Genomic DNA, 19,007 nt, shown 5'->3' with positions numbered 1-19,007 from the left:
AATGCTTGAGATTCAGTAATCTAAATTGAGATACTCTTACTTGAGTGTCGTTAACTGATTACTAAATCATAAATAGCTTCTAGCTTGGCAGTTTGCTTGCGGATATCAAAATTTTCGCAAATAAACTCTCGTCCTTTTTTACCCATACTTTTAGCTAAAGCTCGGTCAGACAAAAGAATATCTAATTTTTCTGCGAGAGCTTGATCGTCTTTTTCATCAACTAAAAAGCCAGTTTCTCCATCTAAAATAGCATCTGGGATAGCGCTATGCCAGGTAGAAGTTATTGGTAAACCAGAAGCGGCAGCTTCTAATATTGAAAGCGGTAAACCTTCGCTATCACCGTTTTTTGCTGTTTGACTGGGTAGAGAAAATATTTCTGCATTTCTCATGGTTTTTTGAATCACTTCATAAGGTTTTGCCCCCATAAAATTGACTCTATTACTAATACCAAGCTCATCTGCTAGAGTTTTGAATTTTTCAGTCATTGTGCCATTTCCAATTTGAATAACTGACACATCTGGATGCTTACTGGCAATCCGGGCAAAGGCTTTTAATAGGGTATCAATTCCTTTTTTTTCAGTATGTCTGCCTACACATAAAATATATCTTTCACCTTTTGATTCACTCGCTGGGGCAAATTTTTCTAAATCTATACCACTATTTAGTTTAATAATTTTATCTTCAGGATAACCATATTCAATCATTTTTTTATACAAGAAACTAGAAAAAGCAATAAATTTAGATGCTTTTTGTTTTAATTCTTCTTCATGCAAAAGAAATTGATAAAATGCTGGATTACCTGATAGCCACATGGCACGACGTGAAACTGTGATATCAAAACCGTAAAATGTAACGATGAAAGGAATATTTAATTTTTCTGCCAATCGCATTGCATAAATACCATCTGGCCCAAAATGTCCGTGAATTAATTTTAGATTTTTTAGTTCAGACTCTTTTCCAAACATATCTGGTGAAGCAGAAATTATATGAAATAGTTGCTTAATTTTCCATTGATCGTTATCACTAATAGCAATATTATCAAAAGGAATTTCTTCTAATAGTTTACAAGTAAGAAATAACGGTTTGTAAGTTTGTAAATTATGGGCTTGCTCTCCAATAAAGGTTTCTGATACTCTCGGATAAGCTCGACGATACATCCCAACTGTTTTCATTGTGTTACTCCTATTTAAGATTAATATTTCTCTTTGCAAAAAAGGAACAAGATATTGGGTAAAAAACTTTTAAGTTCTTTATATAGTTATGCCCCTGGTTCTATCTGCTGCTATTTTGGATAAAATAGTAATTACCTGATTCATTCAGAACAGCAATAAAAATTGTTAGTTTTTTCAAGCTAATACTAGTCTAAATAAGTGCTTAAATTATTTATGTTAGTAAATGAAATAATAATTTTTTTGAACCTATCCTTTAGTAGATATCTTAGGGTGTAATAAAGCAAACTAGGATATTTATTATGTAAACAAACTGATTAATTTTTTATCACTTAGGAATTGACAGGAAAGCCAAAATAGCAACTATGCTTTTCAAGGCTTCTAGGTAGAGTTTTGCGATGCGTGCGGTAAATGCTCGCCCACGCAACTAATAAAATATGGTTTGTAAAAGGCTGAACCGATGTCTAGATGTGAATGCACAAGATGATTTATTTGTAAAGTACACAAGCCCTATTTTTTATCAAACTTGATTGGGTTGAGGATAGCCTCCCTTTTTTGACTGCAATTATTTGCTGAATGTCCAACACAAACACATCAATCTTAAAACATATCTACATTAAAATTATATTTATTAAAATTTTTACAAAAAAATGATTTAGTTTATACCAGCATAAGCATAACCTCGGAGTAGTGATTTAGTTTAGACTAGCATAAGCTCATCCTTCGGAGTGAGGCACTCTTGATTTTTTGACATCATCCCATCACTGATATTATGTCTGGCTAATTAGTTATAATTCCCGAATCTATGTACAAAGCCCAAAAAGCCCTCACCTCTGCGGTCTTAATGATAAGTCTTTAACCGGACACGATATGATTTATTACACCGAATCAATAGTAGATTCCCAAGACTACTCTTGAGAGTCACCTTTCTAAGACTCGACTTACTTGGAGGGATTTATTCCACCCACGCAGAGATCGATATTTCTAGATAAGATTAACGTTTCCGTATACCCTACGGTACGGAATCCTATCTCAATGTCCGATTCCCCATAGCCCAAGTGCAAGAAACCCACTCCTTTAAGGGGTTGAATTCTGCAAGTAGTTCTAAACCAAACCATGAAAACATCTACTAAATTGCTATCTCGCCTAGACTATTACTACCAGCAAATCAAAACGATTATCCTGACTCGTCAAAATCCAATTACGGGTTTACTACCTGCAAGCACAGCGATTACAGCCCACGGTGATTATACTGATGCGTGGGTGCGAGACAACGTTTACAGCATTTTGGCAGTTTGGGGTTTAGGACTTGCATACCGTAAGATTGACGACGACAAAGGACGCACTTATGAACTAGAACACAGTGTCATCAAACTGATGCGCGGCTTGTTGTTTGCGATGATGCGACAAGCTCATAAAGTCGAGACATTTAAACATACTCAGTCGCTACTAGATGGACTACACGCCAAATATAATACCGCAACTGGTGACATTGTTGTTGGTGATGACGAATGGGGACATTTGCAACTTGATGCCACATCTATATTTTTACTGATGTTGGCGCAAATGACGGCTGCGGGATTGCCAATAATTTATACAATTGATGAAGTTAATTTCGTCCAAAATTTAGTTTACTACATTGGACGAGCTTACCGCACGCCAGATTACGGCATTTGGGAACGCGGTAATAAAATTAATCGGGGAAATGCTGAATTAAATGCCAGTTCTGTAGGCATGGCAAAAGCTGCTTTAGAAGCTATCAATGGGCTGGATTTGTTTGGTGTGCGTGGTAGTCAAGCATCGGTAATTCATGTGCTACCAGATGAAATCGCCCGCGCCCGGATTACTTTAGAATCGCTATTACCGAGAGAATCTGGTTCTAAAGAAATTGATGCAGCGTTGTTGAGTATTATTAGTTATCCTGCCTTTGCAGTGGAAGATTTGGAGTTACGCGATCGCACCTTAAACGATATTATCAATAAACTCGCAGGTAAATACGGCTGCAAACGTTTTCTGCGTGATGGACACCAAACGGTTTTAGAAGATAGTCAGCGCTTACACTACGAACCGTGGGAACTCAAGCAATTTGAGCATATTGAATGCGAATGGCCGTTATTTTTCACTTATTTAGTTCTAGATGGATTATTTCGTAGCGAACAAGAACAAGTTAAAAAATACCAAGAGCTTTTAGAATCATTACTCATAGAACAAGATGGTTTGCGATTATTGCCAGAACTTTATTATGTTCCAGCAGAAAATATAGAGGCAGAAAAGTTAGCACCTCAAACGCAACCACGTTTGCCCAATGAAAATATTCCTTTGGTATGGGCGCAGAGTTTATATTTCCTCAGTCAAATGTTGAGTGAAGGGTTATTGGCGGTTGGTGATATCGACCCTTTGGGAAGACATTTGTGTGTAGGAAAACAGCGCGAATCGTTGGTACAAATTGCTTTATTAGCAGAAGATGAAGATTTACAGACGAAACTAGAAGTTCACGGAATTGAAGCCCAAACACCTGCCCAAGTTGAACCGATTCAGGTGAGAAAAGCTGGAGAATTTTCAGCAATTTATACCCAAATTGGACGTAACAACAAACTTGGGTTAACTGGGCGGCCAGTGCGGCGGCTGCGGAGTTTAACAACATCTAGAATCTTTCGGATTCGTGGTGAGACAATTGTATTTTTGCCTTCCTTTTCTGACTCCCAGCAGTTTTACTTAACTCTTGATTACCATTTTTTGCTAGATCAAATTAGAAGCGAACTAGCTTACATTCAAAAGTATTGGAGCGATTTAGGGCGTCCTACTCTGACTTTAATGTTGACACACACCATGTTAGAAAGTGGTTCTGAAGCATTATTAGAACTGATGCAAGAACTGAAAGATGGTGTTTGTAATGGTGTACGGGTAAAATTAGGGCGGCTAAATCAGTTAATGTTGACAGCCGGAATCCAAAGAATTGATTTTCTACCCAATGCAGAATTCTCGCGATCGCCAGTGAAAAATGCTAGCCCACGTTGCTATTATCTAGCATATCATCCTGAGAAAAACTGGCGCTTAGGACATACCCAAGAATTTCAAATGGAGTATGAAACCAACTTTGGGTTATTACTTTCTTCTTTGCGCTCATCAGAGAACATCTACGAGCAAATTGAGTTATTGCAAACTTTAACTCGCTTACAGGGAATGGAATTTGATACAGGGTACGGTGGCCCAGGATATCGCGTCACCGTAGGCGATTTACTCGACGAAGTTTATACCAAAGCTGGAGATTTAGGTATTTGGGCAGTAGTGCGTCGGGCTGCGGGGTTGCGCCAAATGGTTGATATCAGCCTATCAGATGCAGTAACGAGTATTTTGGTGCGGGGTAAGCAAATTGCTGTGGGTAAAGCTTACAGCGAAGCGTCCTTAATTACCGTACCCATGTCCCACGATGAGATTGCCGATAAAATTAATCATTTTTGTCGTGAAGATATCCGCGATCGCGTCCTCACTCAAGAGATTTTAATCTATGTTGGTATCTTAATTCGCTCAGAACCCGAACTATTCCAAGGACTACTAACCTTGAGAGTCGGCTATCTCATCCTGTTAATAACGAGCGAACTAGCGCGGGAATTACACGTTACTCAAGATGAAGCTTACGATTACTTAATGCAACTTTCACCCTTTGAAGTGAAAATGCGTTTGCGTCAGGTATTAACTGGATATACTGGCATGAGTAACCTGTTACGTCAGCAAGAATCACTGCACGTCAAACAAAAAGAAAGTGATATTGCTTGGGTAGTGTTACCAGGAATCGCCGAAGGGATAGAAGTTCCGCCGGGTGGTTGGCGACGGTTTCGCCAAGCTGAAGGTGCGACGGGGCGCGTACCAAAAGAATTTTTTAAGCAAGTTTGGCTATTAATGCAGCATTGCAAAGGTTTAGTAATTGGCGATAAACTAGAGCGGCGCAATCGTTTAGATAGCGAGATAATGCTGTCGGAAATGACAGCCGGGGAAAGAAATTTTGCTCTGTTAGTTGAGCATTTGCTGAATAAAATCGAAGCTCCAGAATATCGGCAAGTTAACATTGAAGCATTAATCGAATTAGGAGCGATCGCGGCTAATAATCCCAAGCTGCAAATTGAAGAATATATTGTGTTGGATGTGTTAATTGGCCACGCAGTGCGATTGGCGTGGCTAGAAAATCATAGTCAACGTAGCGATCGCTATGATGAGGATAAGGCGAGTGCGTGGCGATCGTTTTACAATACCTCTCCTAGAGATTGCGCTAGTTATATTTTGAAGGCGTTTAGGTTCTTGACTGAATTTGTGAAAGATTTTTAAACGCAAAGGATCGCAAAGGGAAGCGCAGAGGAACGCAGAGGATGAGAGAGAATGAGTTGAGTGGGGTGATTATTGGGTGTGCGATGAGGGTGCATACTGCTTTGGGGCCTGGTTTGTTGGAGTCGGCTTATGAGGAGTGTTTGGATTATGAGTTGAAGAAGTCCGGGTTGAGTGTTGGTAAGCAAATTCCATTGCCTTTGGTTTACCAAGATGTGCAATTGGAATGTGTTTATCGATTGGATTTGATTGTCGAAAATAAGGTAATTGTAGAGATTAAATCTGTAGAATCCTTCCACCCAATTCACTCCGTTCAACTCCTAACCTATCTCAAACTCGCAAACTGCAAACTAGGTCTTCTCCTCAACTTCAACGTCCTCCACCTCAAAGAAGGCATTAAACGCGTAGCCAACAACCTCTAACCCCTCCTCTCACTCCCTCTCATCCTCCGCGAACCTCCGCGCTTCCCTCCGCGCCCCTACCCTGCGGGAAGGCGAAGCGCCTATGCGTTGAAAAAAAATATCCCCCACCTCCGATTCCAAAAGCAGGGGTTTTATTAAAACTACTTAACAGAAACAGCATCAACATCAATAGTGCTTCCACTAGAGCTAGAACCCTCAGTAGTATTAGGTACTTCAGTACCCACCTCACCCTTACGAGCTTTCCAGCCCTCAATCACTAGCCCAGACACTTCACTAACTAGCAGAGTCAAAAGGAAAACATCATCAATCTGTCCCGCAACGGGTATAAAATCTGGGAGAATATCAAATGGGCTGACCAAATAAACCAACGTTCCTAAAATTACCCACCAACGGTATTTGGGGTTACGAAGCACACTGCGATACCAGGCGTAAAGTGATTGGATTGAAAATTTCATATTTTGAACCTCCAGATTATCTTTAATTTTCGCAAATCATCCTAAAAACTCACGGTGTGAATAACCGTCCTAGTTAGTCTGGAAGACGCTACTAGTAATTTGTCAACAAAGATAAACCACTAGTAGCGGGTTCATCCCAAACAGGCAAAAGTTGTTTGTTTATAGGGCTGATTAATCGATGAGTGCTGATATCTGCTGCTCTAGCCATAAGAGATATGCCTATGTACTGATCTTACTTTGCTAGAGATTTGAGAAATTGCTCGGTATAGTCTTAAACTTCTGTGCAGATCCCAAAGAATAATCTTCTAATTTAAAATCAGCAAAAGGCTTCTTTTCTAACCTATTCCGTAGCGCCTCGTCAAGAATGACACCTGATGATTCTCTTTTAACACCAATAATTATTACACTTGTCTGATATGTCGTTAAATCCTGATTTGCCCGACAATCACTCCGTTGAAATTGACCCAAATTCAATAAGCGATAACTTTTGACGCTTGGTGTATTAATAAATAATTTTTTAACCAAAAATTGTATTTGTTTTGAACGTTCTAAAGCCACACGTTCTTGAATTAATCTATCACCTTTGCAAGAAGCTGTACCGACAGAGATAATCTCATTGGGAGCTTCCATTATATTCTCTATACCTTCTTGTTCTAAATTCAACTTCAGAAGGTCAACGCTAATAATTTCATCATTGTATTTAATTTGAAAGTTGCTACCTAAAAGCCATTTATAGTTTAGTGATAAAACCGCTATATTAAACTCAGCAATCCTTCCTTGACTATCCCTACCTTCTTGGTAAGAAAAATAATCAATATTACCTTTTTTTTCTGGATATTGTCTGTAATAAGATGTTTCAGAAAAATCTGATTTCCGCATGGCTAAAGCCACTACACTAAGCAATCCTAATATTGCTAATAAGACTGCAAAAAATGTTAATATCGGCACTTTTTCCGGCTGCTGATTTGGAGGTAATGAGTTTTTATTAATATCTACAGATAAATCTTCAAGGTTAGAATTTTCTAGAATATTACTATTTGTCGGAGTCGTGTCTGTTAATTGAGTTTCTATTTCTTCTAGGGAATGCAAAATTTCTTCAGTACTGGCAGGACGTTGTTCTATATCTGATGCTGTTAGCCAATCAATTAAATTCAATAGTAAGGGTGAAATATGGGTAGCATGATTTTGCCAGTGCAACAAATTTTGCTGGACATCATACATCTCTAAAGGATGGTGTCCTGTCAGCAAGAATACAAAAGTGCGTCCCAAAGCAAAGAAATCTGACTGCGGTACTGCTTGACCATTCATTTGTTCTGGGGCGCTGTAGCCAGATGACATAAGTGCTGTCATCTTGTCGCCGTTGCTTAGTTGGTCTTGGTAGGTTTTATTAATTTCATTGGCGGTGCCAAAATCAATCAGTACTAGATTCCCCCCACTCTGCTCAAGGGGGGATCTAATCATGATATTAGATGGCTTAATATCTCGATGTAGGTACTGTTTTCCATGCACTACATCTAAAATTTCTATCAACTGTCTTAACCAGTCTATGGCTTGTTCTTGAGATATGGGACTATTTTGCTGCTGTAGCCACTGTTCTAAGTTGTAGCCATCGATTTTTTCCATTGCAATGCAATGCAACACTAAACCATTTCGGGTTTGATACTGGAAGTAACTATCTTCTTTAGGAATTCCGGGATGCTTGAATTGTCCCAACACCGTTACTTCTTGCTGAAATAGTTCTACTGCTTTGGCGTCGCCTGATAAATCTTCTTTGAGTATCTTGAGAATTTTGGGGGTATCTTGCTCGTATGCCTCATAAACTTTACTAAAACCTGTTGTCTCACTCAACAGGCACGTTACCCGATAACGCCCTAGCAATTCTAGATGGGAACCACAACTTTGACAAAAGCGGTTTTGCTGATTATTCGGGTGATTTGGTTTAGGGCAAACAGGGTTGATACAAAGGCTCATGACAGGAGAGTGGGGAGTGGGGAGATGAGGGGGCAGGAGAGGCTGGGGAGCTGGGGAGCTGGGGAAAAGGTTAGAGGTTAAAGGTTAAAGGGAAAAGGAATAAATTTAATCTTTCCCCTTTTCCCCTTACCCTTTTCCCCTTACCCCTTTCCCTTTCCCCATGCCCAATCCCTCTAGACATCGCTCCTATTAATTCTTCTGTTGCTGTATGACTAATCCCGTCTAATAATCATGAGATTTTTGATCTGTGTTCTGCCAAGAAAGCTGCCACAGTTTGGTTAAATGTCTCTGGTTGTGTCAAAAATGGCCAATGATTGCCGGGAACTTGGCAGATACGTAAGTTTTGAAGATAGGTTTTGTAGGGTTGAATTTGCCAATTTTGGCGATTCAATCCTTGTTTTGGCTGTACGAATAGGGCAGGGGTGTCAAGGGGAATTGTAAAACCGGGCACTTGCATCACTGCCTCAAAAATGCCGTCGCGGGTGGCTATGGTAAATTTGCTGCCCCAACTTCCATCGGGTTTTTGTTCTATTCCTGCTTGGAAGACTTGCTGTTGTAAAGGACTCCATCCTTGATATTGCTTTAATTGCCGTGCTTGTTGTTCCGCTTCTTCATGGCTGGCAAAGGGCCCCATGCTTTTAAGAAAAGGCAAGAAGCGATATAACATTGGGAAAGTTACCCTGAAAAGACTGGGCATTTTCCAGATAAAAATCGGATCGACAAGAATTATACTCCGTAAACGCTTTGGGTTTTGTCTTGCCCAGATGGCGGCTAATTTTCCTGTCCACGAGTGACTTACAATATGGGCAAAAGTCCATCCAAGACTATCCATGAGTGCTTCAAGGTCTGCGATCGCACTCTCAAAGCTATAATCTATCTCTGGTTTACTAGTTTGGCCATGTCCGCGCATATCTGGCGCAACTATGTGGTAATCCGCCGCCAAGTAATCTCCTAAACTAGACCACACCAAAGCATGGTCGCCTAAGCCATGTAACAGCAGTAAAGGTTCTTGACCTTGATTCCATTCTAAATAAGAAAGTTGGATATCAGGCTTTGATAAAGTTTGACGTACAGGCATCATTGCACATCCAGGCTTAGATAGTTTTGCGTTTATATGGTACTGCGAAAGAAGATGGGGAGCAGGGGGGCAGGGGAGCAGAGGAGGCAGGGGAAAAGGTTAAAGGTTAAAGGGAAAAGGAATAAATTTAATCTTTCCCCTTTTCCCCTTACCCTTTTCCCCATGCCCCATGCCCAATTCAATTGTTACCATTTACCACTTTATGACTCTGAGGATTGTACCAATTGACACGAAATAATGACGCTAATGAATGCCAAGATCAAGAAAAGGATGCCCCAAGGATATTAAAAGTACTATGCCAGAATTACACCAATCAATTGCCCAGCATTATCACGAACGGACTAAATACAACCCTGAGACTCTCGCTTCTAAAAGTCAGCGGTTAGACTGGACTAAACAGCCAGTGCCCTTCAAAGAATACAAAATTGGCTCTACTTTTGATCTCAAACCCTATATCCAAGAAAAAGCAGAGGCTTATGCTAATAACCCAGATGCTCAATGGTGGCAAAGACTTTCACGGCTATTGTTTCGCAGTTATGGATTGACGGCGAAAATGCCTTCTATGGGTAGTGCAGTTTATTTACGCGCTGCTCCCAGTGCAGGTGGACTATACCCTGCCGAGGTGTATGTGGTTTCCCGTGGTACGTCGTTATTGCCACCTGGTCTATATAACTACCAGTGTCGAACTCATTCTCTCATGCATTATTGGGAAAGTGATGTTTGGCAAACTCTTCAAGAGTCTTGTTTCTGGCATCCTTCTTTAGAAAATACCCAATTAGCAATTATTATCACTGCGGTTTTCTATCGTTCTGCGTGGCGCTATGAAGATCGGGCTTATCGGCGGATTTTTCTGGATACGGGACACTTGTTGGGTAATATCGAGCTAGCTGGTGCGATTACTGATTATCGCCCCCATTTAATCGGCGGCTTTGTGGATGAATCGGTCAACGATCTGCTTTATGTCGATCCGCAACAAGAAGGTGCGATCGCTGTCTTACCTCTGGCAGACTTGTTAGATGTGAATCAAAATTTACCATTGGGATGTACTGCTTTACCTTCCGCTACTGAAACCAGTTATCCTCAAATCCCTGATGGCGAATTACTAACATATTTCCATCGACACACCCAGATCCAATCAGGTGTAACTGGTAATCTTAATCTACCAACTATTAAACAAGAAAAATCTTTGGAGGATAAATACAATTTTCCTTTCTGTTTAAAAATTCCCACCACTACTGCACCTATAAACTGGGGACAAAAACTATCAGAACTGGAAACTACTATGTATAAGCGACGCTCTACCCGCGCTTACAATGGTGATGATTTAAGCTTCGATGAATTGAAAAGTTTACTCGATTTCACTTACCAACCGCAAAATTACATCGACCAAAGCTTAGATATTTCTCCAGACTACTTCGATCTAAATTTAATCGAAACGTTCATTGCTGTTTGCGGAGTTAAAGGACTGGAGGCGGGTTGTTACTATTACGCACCCAAAGCCCAAGAGTTACGCCAAATCCGGTTTAAAAACTTTCGGCGAGAGTTACATTTTCTCTGTTTAGGACAAGAATTAGGGCGGGATGCCGCAGCAGTGTTATTTCATACAGCCGATTTGAAAGCTGCGATCGCACAATATGGCGATCGCGTTTACCGTTACTTACACATGGATGCCGGTCATTTGGGACAACGCCTGAATTTAGCAGCAATGCACCTGAATGTAGGCGTCAGTGGTATCGGTGGATTCTTTGACGATCAAGTAAATGAAGTTTTAGGCATTCCTGCTGATGAAGCTGTTTTATATATCACTACATTGGGACGCCCAAGATAAAAATAATCGCAGAGACGCGGAGAATCCAGAGGTTTCTTTCTCTGTCCTTTAAGTCTCTGTGCAAGCTTAAGGGGCTACAACTTGGGCTAAGCTAAAACACATCTAATTTGCAGATGAAAATTTTCTCAATATCTTGTGGGGTGGGCATCTTGCCCGCCCTGATTATGCAACTTGAATGCTGATTAGCTTAGGATGCAGATAAAATAAGCCTCATCGCTCTTTGTCCTTGTTGGTAATGTTCGACATTTAAATTGCATATACTGGACGGGCAAGATGCCCATCCCACAAGAGTTATATTTAATTCGATTATGCAAATTAGATGTTTTTTAGTTTAGTACTGGTACTTGTTAAGATTTAGTATCAATAATTCGGCAACTAACTCGTAGGAATCTTCTATATCCATATAATCCAATATAAAAACTGCTATGACGGCGAATAAGTCCCTCCAAATTCTTTAATTCGACCGATATATTTTTGGATACCCGTACATTTAATTTATGGTTGGGGTCTAAATACCCATCCATGACGTAATTCAGAGTTGCGAATTGCGAATGGGGATTTTGGTAAATCCGGGTAATTTACATTTTAGTCAATTTTTCCTAAATGAATGTCCTGTTTTGCCTCTCGACTAGCTGTAGATGTGATTAGAAACGGATTATTAGGGAGAATTCTTTGAGCATCGAAAACGACGGTCGCGGCAGTGGCAGGTAATGTTATGGCTTTTGTATTAGTTATAGATAGCGTCGGCGCAGCCCAACCTAGTCATCGCTATAGACTGGTGAAGCTCCGATATTAAGCTGGTGTTATGTTGAATGGGGCAAGAGTGATAAAAAAGGGTTAATGTCTCTTACCTGCTCCCAGATATAGCTCACCCACTTTCGGGTCATTCAACAATTCTTCACCAGGGCCGGAGATCGCATCACGTCCCGATTCTAATACATACCCACGATTAGCCATCTCTAAAGCTTTACGGGCATTTTGTTCTACTAATACGATCGCAGTACCTGCCTGATTAATTTGTTTAATCTGCTCGAACACTTGTGTCACTAAAATCGGTGACAAAGCAGCAGATGGCTCATCTAAAATCAGCAAACCAGGTTCCAACATCAAAGCTTTGCCCATCGCTAGCATCTGGCGTTCTCCTCCAGAGAGAGTACCAGCACGTTGACGACGGCGATCGCTTAGTCTGGGAAACATAGTAAATATTTTATCTTTGATTGGTTTCAGGGGAACGTTAAGCACAAAAGCACCCATCTCCAAATTCTCTTCAACACTGAGAGAGGGGAAAACATTGGCGATTTGCGGTACGTAGCACATTCCTCGTTGGACAATTTCATTGGACTTTAGCCCCACGATATTTTCACCTTTGAAGGTAATTGTGCCTGTGTGGGGGATCAAAAGCCCAAAAATTGCTTTTGCCAAAGTAGATTTACCTGCACCGTTGGGGCCAATCACTGTCACCAATTCCCCTGGTGCAACCTGAAAATTCACACCTTGCAGGATATCTACATCTTTGATGTATCCAGCGTGAACATTTTGAACTTCTAATAAATAATCATTTGTCATTGGTCACTTGTCATTGGTCATTGGTCAACAGTCAAGCATAACTATTGACTGTTGACTATGGACTATTACGGAGTTTTTTGCAACTCTGGTCGTTCTTCTGCAAGAATCGCCCCTTCTACAGGGCAAACTTGGAGACAGATACCACAGTCGATGCAAGTAGCAAAGTCAATCCAGTACCAATCAGTTCCCTTGGTGTTTTTGCCTGGGCCATCATGAATACAAGCTACTGGACAGGCATCTACGCAGTCTGCAACGCCTTCACAGACTTCTGTAACAATTGTATGCGGCATGTTCTCGATTCCCTCTTTTCTGTATCGGCTATTTCTAGCCTAGCAGGGGAGGGGGCATGGGGCAGAGGGAGGGAGCAGGGGAGGCAGGGGGGCAGGGGAAAAGGTTAAAGGTTAAAGGGAAAAGGAATAAATTTAATATTTCCCCTTTTCCCCTTACCCTTTTCCCCATACCCAATGCCCAATTCCCAACTCACTTAACCCAATGGTTCAATTTTTGGTGAACCATCAGCTTTGATCCAGGCAATTTGGGCAATGCGGCGATCGCTTGCATATTGGCGAATCGCCTCTGCATCTCTTCCCCCCAAGTCAATTTCTACTCGCACCAAATCAGTAGAATCTCTGAGTTTTTGTGCGTAGACAAAGGCGGCGGCGTTAGCACTAGCTGTCTCTGGTGCTACCAACCAGTCAGTCGCTGGAGTTTCCTGCGGTAATTGCTGAGTAGACAACAGAACTTGGTATAAATCTTCGATACTTAGTCCAAAACCAATTCCGGGGATGTTTTCTCCTTGAGGATGATATAGCCCCAAAAGCTGGTCATAGCGACCACCACGCCCTAAAACTCTGGCTTGGGATTCGGTATCGTTGACAACTTCAAATACAATACCAGTGTAGTAATCTATGGTTTGGATCAGGCTGAGGTCGAGGATTAACGGAAATTTTTTCTCTGATTCTAGTAATTCTACTAGGGATTTGAGGTTATTTACTGCCTCTCGCTGTTCTTGATCTAGATCCAGACTACTAACTTTTTGCAACACGTCTGCACTTGGCCCACGCAAATCCATGATGGTTTGGGCGCGATCGCGGAGTTTGTCACTTAGAGGTAAATTATCTATGGTGATGCGGTCAAGATGAGCGATCGCACTGCGAACTTGATCTTGGAGATTAGCAGGAAAGGCACTCAGGAGCGATCGGGTAATTCCCGCCTCACCTAAAATTACATGCCATTCCTGCAAACCCAGTGCTGCCAAACAATCTGCTACTAACAGTAGTACTTCGGCATTCGCCAGCAATCCGCCAGTACCTAACAATTCCACCCCAGCTTGATAAAACTCTTGCTGGCGATTATGCCTACTTTCCCAAGTGCGGCGAAACACATTGGCGTTGTAATACAACCGTTGTGGATAAGTAACACCAGCCATCCGAGTCACAACAGTACGAGCAATAGATGCTGTTAATTCTGGACGTAGCCCTAATTCATCATCTTCGCCATTTTGTTGTAGTTGAATCACCATCTGACGCTGGATGGCTTCCCCCGCCATCAGGGTATCCATCCGTTCTAAAGTCGAGGTGATAATCCTGTGATATCCCCAACGATGAAACACCTGCTGTAACCGATCTTCAATCCAGCGTTTTTTCTCCACATCCAAGGGCAATAAATCCCTGGCTCCCGCTGCTGGTTGATACACCATTATTTTTTCTTCCCACCAAACAAACCACCGAACAAACCACTACCAGATTTCTCTGGTTGCTTATCTCCATTATTGGGGGATGAAGTCACCTTATGATCGCTAGGTTGTTGTCCTAAAGCCTTATCTATTTTAGGTTTCCATTGCAGAGCCGTTTCGTCACTGGGATCTAATTTTAGAGCGTTGTCAAAGTGGATTTTGGCCATTTTTAGCTGATTTTGCTTCAAATACACCATTGCAATTAAGCTATGACAGCGACTATTTTTTGGTTCTAGCTTCAGGGCCTCTTGCAACTCTACTTTGGCTGGGGAAAATTGGTTTTTATCAATCAAAGATTGAGCGCGACGAATATACTGTTCTACAATCAAGTCTTCTTTTGGTGGGGCTGGTGTTGGTGCTGTATTTTTTGGTGTATTTGGCTGAGGCGTACCTGATTGGACTTTAGGTTGAGCAGATGGTGGCGCTGCGGATGATTTACCGGCACTCCGCATTAAATACACTAAATTCAACTCACTAGCTTGGGCAATGACTTGCTGCGCTTGTTCTAAAGAATCATATTGGGTTTGGGCTAGTTTGGCGATCGCAGTTTTATAAAAATGATCGATATTACCTGCCTCAACTAACTGTTTAGCCAAGTCGGTGTTTAGAGTTACCGAAGTAGACTCTTGTACTAGACGTTTGCCAATTTGCGACAAAATTAGAATATATTCAGTGCGAGTGCGATCGCTAGCAAGTTTTTCGTAAGCCGGGTTAACCAGCTTTGATAACAATTCATTACCGAGATGTTTTTGAGCAGCAGTTTCAGTAAGACTACTGTCTGGGTGCAAACGACGAGCAACTTGGAGATAGCGTTTGCGAATCTCTTTGACATCGGCATCAACTGGAACGCACAGCACTGCGTGATGATCTATGAAATCATATTTAAATAGTCCACGATCTATTTTGAAAGACATATAGAGTTTTTGCACCAAAGGAGCAGTTAGATTGCTTTTAGTGTACCCAAAGTCTTAGGGAAAGCCCCCATCTGCTACACCCAAGCTGACAGTGGTGGAACCCGTAAAAGTTCGTTACTGAGAGAGTCGTGAATATAACTATTGGTGGCAAGAATTCTACCTGACTCAATTTTGACAGCAGTACCATCGTAGGCAGTAATTTTGCCCCCGGCTTCTTGTACCAAAATTATCCCAGCGGCAATATCCCAAGGAGAAAGTCCCCGTTCCCAGTAACCATCGACACGTCCACAGGCAACATAGGCTAAATCTAGCGATGCCGAACCGCTACGTCTAACTCCTTGGGTAAGATGGGTGAGGTGACTAAATTCTGCGTAGTTGTTATCAGAGGTTTCGCGGCGATCGTAGGCAAATCCTGTTACTAGTAGGCTTTTACTCAGTTCAGATGTTGCTGAAACCTTTATGGGCTGACGGTTACGCGTTGCCCCTAAGCCAGCAGCAGCACGGAATAGCTCATTGTGAAATGGGTCATAAATTACACCAACTTGGGGAACGCCATTAATTAACAGCCCGATGGAAACGGCAAAAAATGGGTATTGATGAGCGTAGTTGGTTGTACCATCTAGAGGATCTATTGCCCAGAGATATTCATTCTCTTGATTACCTAATTTCCCTGACTCTTCAGCGAGGATCGAGTGCTGGGGAAAGTGGCGGCGCAAAATTTCTAAAATCAACTCCTCTGAGGCTTTATCAGCAGCCGTGACTAAATCACCAGGGCGTCCTTTTTCAATAATTGCGTCTTCTAACTTACCCAAGTAACCTTGCAAAATTGCACCAGCAGCCAAGGCCGCTTCTGTAGCAATATCTAGAAAAATTTGTAGATTAGTCATTTGTCATTTGTCATTTGTCATTTGTCATTGGGAAGGGTGCAGAGGAGAAAGAAATATATTTGGTATTTTCCCCCTGCCCCCTGCCCCAATCCCCATTCTTCAAAGATTTTGGCGGCGAAACTCACCGGGAGTAAGGCGCATGGGCTTTTCTGGGTTCCAGATTCCTTGCCCCATGAGTCTAGCCCATTGTTGGGCGCGTTCTAAACGCAGGTCATACTTGTGGTTGGGCGATCGCCCCACAAACATTGCATTCCCTTGTTTGACTAATTCTTCATTTAACAACACCTTATTTTTCCACACATAAGCTAGAGTTCGCCCGATTTTGTCTTTTGCTTCTAAATCAAACTCCAGCGTTACCGATTGTTCTACACCACCAATTAGATTCTCTAACTGTTCTTTTGCTGCTTCTCCCCAAGGGCGCTGTCGCAAATCTGGTGCATCAACACCCACTAACCGCACTTGGGAAATCAAATTTGGTTGTTCAGCCATGCCTAAAACTTCCAAACTTTGCCCACTAACTACCCGTGCTACTTTCACCTGGGCTTCATTGTTTGGCAGTTGGTTTTTACCTTGACAACTCACCAACAGCAATAAGCAAGCCAAAATCGCTATTTTTCGCACCCACTCACCAAAATTTACAGGCATCAGAAATTCGGTGATTTTGAATTGTTTATCGAGACAGAATTCTGAATTCTGACTCCTGTTAGCGGTAGCGGGGCGTTTAGCCCATTCTGAATTCTTCTTCATTCCTCATCTAAGGGTAAACCCGCTTTAATTCTCCCCCTAGCAAAATAGCGTCCAAACTGGAGTTCGTAGACTTCATCTTCGTCTTGTGTCTCCACTTCTAAGTCAGAACGGGGGTAACTCACACACAACAAGGCATAACCTTGGCGACGTAAATCTGGCGACAAGCCGATCGCCTCTGGTTGGTAAATTTCTCCTGATAACACTCTCACAGCACAAGCAGTGCAAGCCCCGTTGCGACAGGAAAACGGTAGTTCCACCCCTTGTTTTTCGCCAGTGTGCAGGATGTAGCGGTCTTCTGGCACTTGTAGGGTGTGTGTTTTGCCAGTGGCGCGATCGCGAACTTTAATTGTGTATGTACGGGACATCTGGATTTGCGTTTTAGGATTGGGACTTTCAGATTCAATCTAGAATATCTTTCTTTATCTTTGCATTTTCTGGGATTCTATAGTATGATCGTAACTTGTGACACCTGGAGAGGTGGCCGAGTGGTTTAAGGCGCAGACCTGGAAAGTCTGTAATAGGGTAACTTATTCAAGGGTTCAAATCCCTTCCTCTCCGTTGAATATATACAGTATAAGAGTTTCAGGCTTCACCCTTTACTATTTTACCGTTTTATGCACTGCAATATGGTTTAGCAATTTGGTTTAGTTGGTTTAGTAAATTGGTTGAGGTAATAGCACTAAGTACTATTGCTTGTACTACTGAAATTCATAAGTAACTATCATCTGTTTTATGGAATACTTAGGTTTTTACTTATGACTGATAATTGATAAGGTAATTCCCTGCGATCGCCACAATTGCAATAATTTGCACTTATTATTCACTCATGAATATCGTTACCAAGTATCTTGAAGCAGTAAGGTATACCCCTGAAAAACGGATGCCATCTTAGATGACACCCGCGATGCTATCCAAGATGACATCCCAAGGTGTCATCTTTTTTTGTAGGGGTATATCAGTATCTTGTGCCAACAATATGGGTTAGCAAAAAACAACAATCCCAACCTTGTGCAAGTGAATAAACTTTAACACCTAGCGCCAAAATCGCCTTTAAGGTACTTGCACCAAGTTAACGGCATAGTTTTGATGCTTAAGTGTGTTCATGGTCAATCACGGCATCCATAGACAGTGATTTTCTCGCGCTAGATCAAAAGCCAGATAACGATGAACTTAGGAGTTGCTTTTCAGTCGCGAGTTAAAAACCCCAAAAACATCGAGCCATACAGCCTCCAGCAGAAAAAGTTATTCTAGAACCTTAAGGTATTGGAAAAACATTTTCTTCTAGTGAGTGACTAACTCACGACAAACCGATTGAGGGTTAAGGCTCAATCGGGAGAGTTAGTGGTGAGTGAGCAAAAGCTAGTCCCTAGTGTGTTGAATCTCTCTCGCTATCGCAACCATTAAGTAAGAGCGCTTTCCACTGTTCTGCTGTCATGTGTGGATAATCTCGCGCCAACTCTTTTGCTCTCAACTCAAGCTCCATCGTGCGGTCATTGTTATCTTGTATGTGTGGTCTTGGGTATGTCGCAAAATGGATGCTATCGCGGGTAACACCTTCGATGCTACCGAGGGTAACACCCAATTTGCAGGGGTCGTTAGCGTACTCTATATCTAAGGGTTCCTCATCTGGTAAACTCATAGGAACTTGTCTTAATACTGCACTTATTAATGACTGTGCATAGTCTTCAGCCCACATAGGATCTATTTTGCAACACACAAGCTTTTGTCCATCCCAAGTTAAAGACAGTAAGCTGTATTCATCACATATTTCTCTTATCCAGCAATTCAAAGAACCTAAGCAAAAAATGAAGGTAATGGGTCTGTAGAACTGTACGATATTGTTTTTCATTGTTAGTATTATTGTTGTTGTCAGAATGAATATTATTAGCACTGGTTTTTAGTGCATAGGACTCTC

Annotated in this window: 15 protein-coding genes and 1 tRNA gene; 4 read left to right on the top strand and 12 right to left on the bottom strand. The window is 41.6% G+C overall.

Annotated elements, in window-relative coordinates; translation table 11 throughout:
- Window positions 1–50: 50 nt before the first annotated feature.
- Entirely contained in the window at window positions 51–1,172 is a 1,122-nt protein-coding gene (locus RMX69_RS15610; protein ID WP_322637981.1) for a glycosyltransferase, read from the bottom strand.
- A gap of 1,113 nt (window positions 1,173–2,285) precedes the next feature.
- Between RMX69_RS15610 and RMX69_RS15605 the strand changes: the two genes are divergently transcribed.
- Together RMX69_RS15605 and RMX69_RS15600 are read left to right on the top strand one after the other, a co-directional pair.
- The gene (locus tag RMX69_RS15605) at window positions 2,286–5,492 is read left to right on the top strand and encodes a glycoside hydrolase family 15 protein (protein ID WP_322637980.1); all 3,207 of its coding nucleotides are present in this window, start codon (window positions 2,286–2,288) and stop codon (window positions 5,490–5,492) included.
- A 41-nt stretch (window positions 5,493–5,533) separates the two neighbouring features.
- Window positions 5,534–5,911 carry a GxxExxY protein gene (locus RMX69_RS15600; RefSeq protein ID WP_289796374.1) on the top strand — a complete coding sequence of 126 codons (378 nt, stop codon included), beginning with the start codon at window positions 5,534–5,536 and terminating at the stop codon, window positions 5,909–5,911.
- Window positions 5,912–6,051: 140 nt separating this feature from the next.
- Here RMX69_RS15600 and RMX69_RS15595 read toward each other — a convergent pair whose 3' ends face one another.
- The 3 genes from RMX69_RS15595 to RMX69_RS15585 all read right to left on the bottom strand — a co-directional run bounded on the left by RMX69_RS15595 (window position 6,052) and on the right by RMX69_RS15585 (window position 9,415).
- Window positions 6,052–6,366 carry a YkvA family protein gene (locus RMX69_RS15595; RefSeq protein WP_289796373.1) on the bottom strand — a complete coding sequence of 105 codons (315 nt, stop codon included), beginning with the start codon at window positions 6,364–6,366 and terminating at the stop codon, window positions 6,052–6,054.
- A gap of 240 nt (window positions 6,367–6,606) precedes the next feature.
- The gene (locus RMX69_RS15590; protein ID WP_322637979.1) at window positions 6,607–8,337 is read right to left on the bottom strand and encodes a serine/threonine-protein kinase; all 1,731 of its coding nucleotides are present in this window, start codon (window positions 8,335–8,337) and stop codon (window positions 6,607–6,609) included.
- 229 nt (window positions 8,338–8,566) lie between these two features.
- Window positions 8,567–9,415 carry an alpha/beta hydrolase gene (locus RMX69_RS15585; protein WP_322638027.1) on the bottom strand — a complete coding sequence of 283 codons (849 nt, stop codon included), beginning with the start codon at window positions 9,413–9,415 and terminating at the stop codon, window positions 8,567–8,569.
- A 295-nt stretch (window positions 9,416–9,710) separates the two neighbouring features.
- Here RMX69_RS15585 and RMX69_RS15580 point away from each other — a divergent pair, with 295 nt between their 5' ends.
- On the top strand, window positions 9,711–11,243 hold the full coding sequence (locus RMX69_RS15580; RefSeq protein WP_322638026.1) for a SagB/ThcOx family dehydrogenase: 1,533 nt from the start codon (window positions 9,711–9,713) through the stop codon (window positions 11,241–11,243).
- 837 nt (window positions 11,244–12,080) lie between these two features.
- Here the strand turns inward: RMX69_RS15580 and RMX69_RS15575 are convergent.
- From RMX69_RS15575 to RMX69_RS15545, 7 genes are all read right to left on the bottom strand, one after another.
- Complete coding sequence (locus tag RMX69_RS15575; RefSeq protein WP_289796371.1) at window positions 12,081–12,809, bottom strand: ABC transporter ATP-binding protein; 729 nt, start codon at window positions 12,807–12,809, stop codon at window positions 12,081–12,083.
- A 65-nt stretch (window positions 12,810–12,874) separates the two neighbouring features.
- Window positions 12,875–13,099 (bottom strand): indolepyruvate ferredoxin oxidoreductase subunit alpha, encoded by a 225-nt coding sequence (locus RMX69_RS15570; RefSeq protein ID WP_094353237.1) that lies wholly within the window; start codon window positions 13,097–13,099, stop codon window positions 12,875–12,877.
- 194 nt (window positions 13,100–13,293) lie between these two features.
- A complete protein-coding gene (locus tag RMX69_RS15565) occupies window positions 13,294–14,508 on the bottom strand; it encodes an ATP phosphoribosyltransferase regulatory subunit (protein WP_289796370.1) in 1,215 nt (404 codons plus the stop codon).
- Complete coding sequence (locus RMX69_RS15560) at window positions 14,508–15,458, bottom strand: J domain-containing protein (protein ID WP_289796369.1); 951 nt, start codon at window positions 15,456–15,458, stop codon at window positions 14,508–14,510. The genes RMX69_RS15565 and RMX69_RS15560 overlap by 1 nt, the downstream gene beginning before the upstream one ends.
- Window positions 15,459–15,532: 74 nt before the next feature.
- Entirely contained in the window at window positions 15,533–16,345 is an 813-nt protein-coding gene (locus tag RMX69_RS15555; RefSeq protein WP_289796368.1) for an inositol monophosphatase family protein, read from the bottom strand.
- 99 nt (window positions 16,346–16,444) lie between these two features.
- Entirely contained in the window at window positions 16,445–16,990 is a 546-nt protein-coding gene (locus tag RMX69_RS15550; protein WP_322638025.1) for a thermonuclease family protein, read from the bottom strand.
- A gap of 98 nt (window positions 16,991–17,088) precedes the next feature.
- Window positions 17,089–17,457, bottom strand: coding sequence for a 2Fe-2S iron-sulfur cluster-binding protein (locus RMX69_RS15545; RefSeq protein WP_322637978.1), 369 nt, complete (start codon window positions 17,455–17,457; stop codon window positions 17,089–17,091).
- A gap of 106 nt (window positions 17,458–17,563) precedes the next feature.
- Between RMX69_RS15545 and RMX69_RS15540 the strand changes: the two genes are divergently transcribed.
- Window positions 17,564–17,650: transfer RNA gene (locus RMX69_RS15540), tRNA-Ser, on the top strand.
- An 808-nt stretch (window positions 17,651–18,458) separates the two neighbouring features.
- Here RMX69_RS15540 and RMX69_RS15535 read toward each other — a convergent pair.
- Window positions 18,459–18,731, bottom strand: coding sequence for a hypothetical protein (locus RMX69_RS15535; protein ID WP_322637977.1), 273 nt, complete (start codon window positions 18,729–18,731; stop codon window positions 18,459–18,461).
- Window positions 18,732–19,007: the final 276 nt, after the last annotated feature.

The sequence above is a fragment of the Nostoc sp. EspVER01 genome, assembly GCF_034530635.1.
Taxonomy (GTDB): Bacteria; Cyanobacteriota; Cyanobacteriia; order Cyanobacteriales; family Nostocaceae; genus Nostoc.
This window is presented reverse-complemented; position numbering and strand designations above follow the sequence as displayed.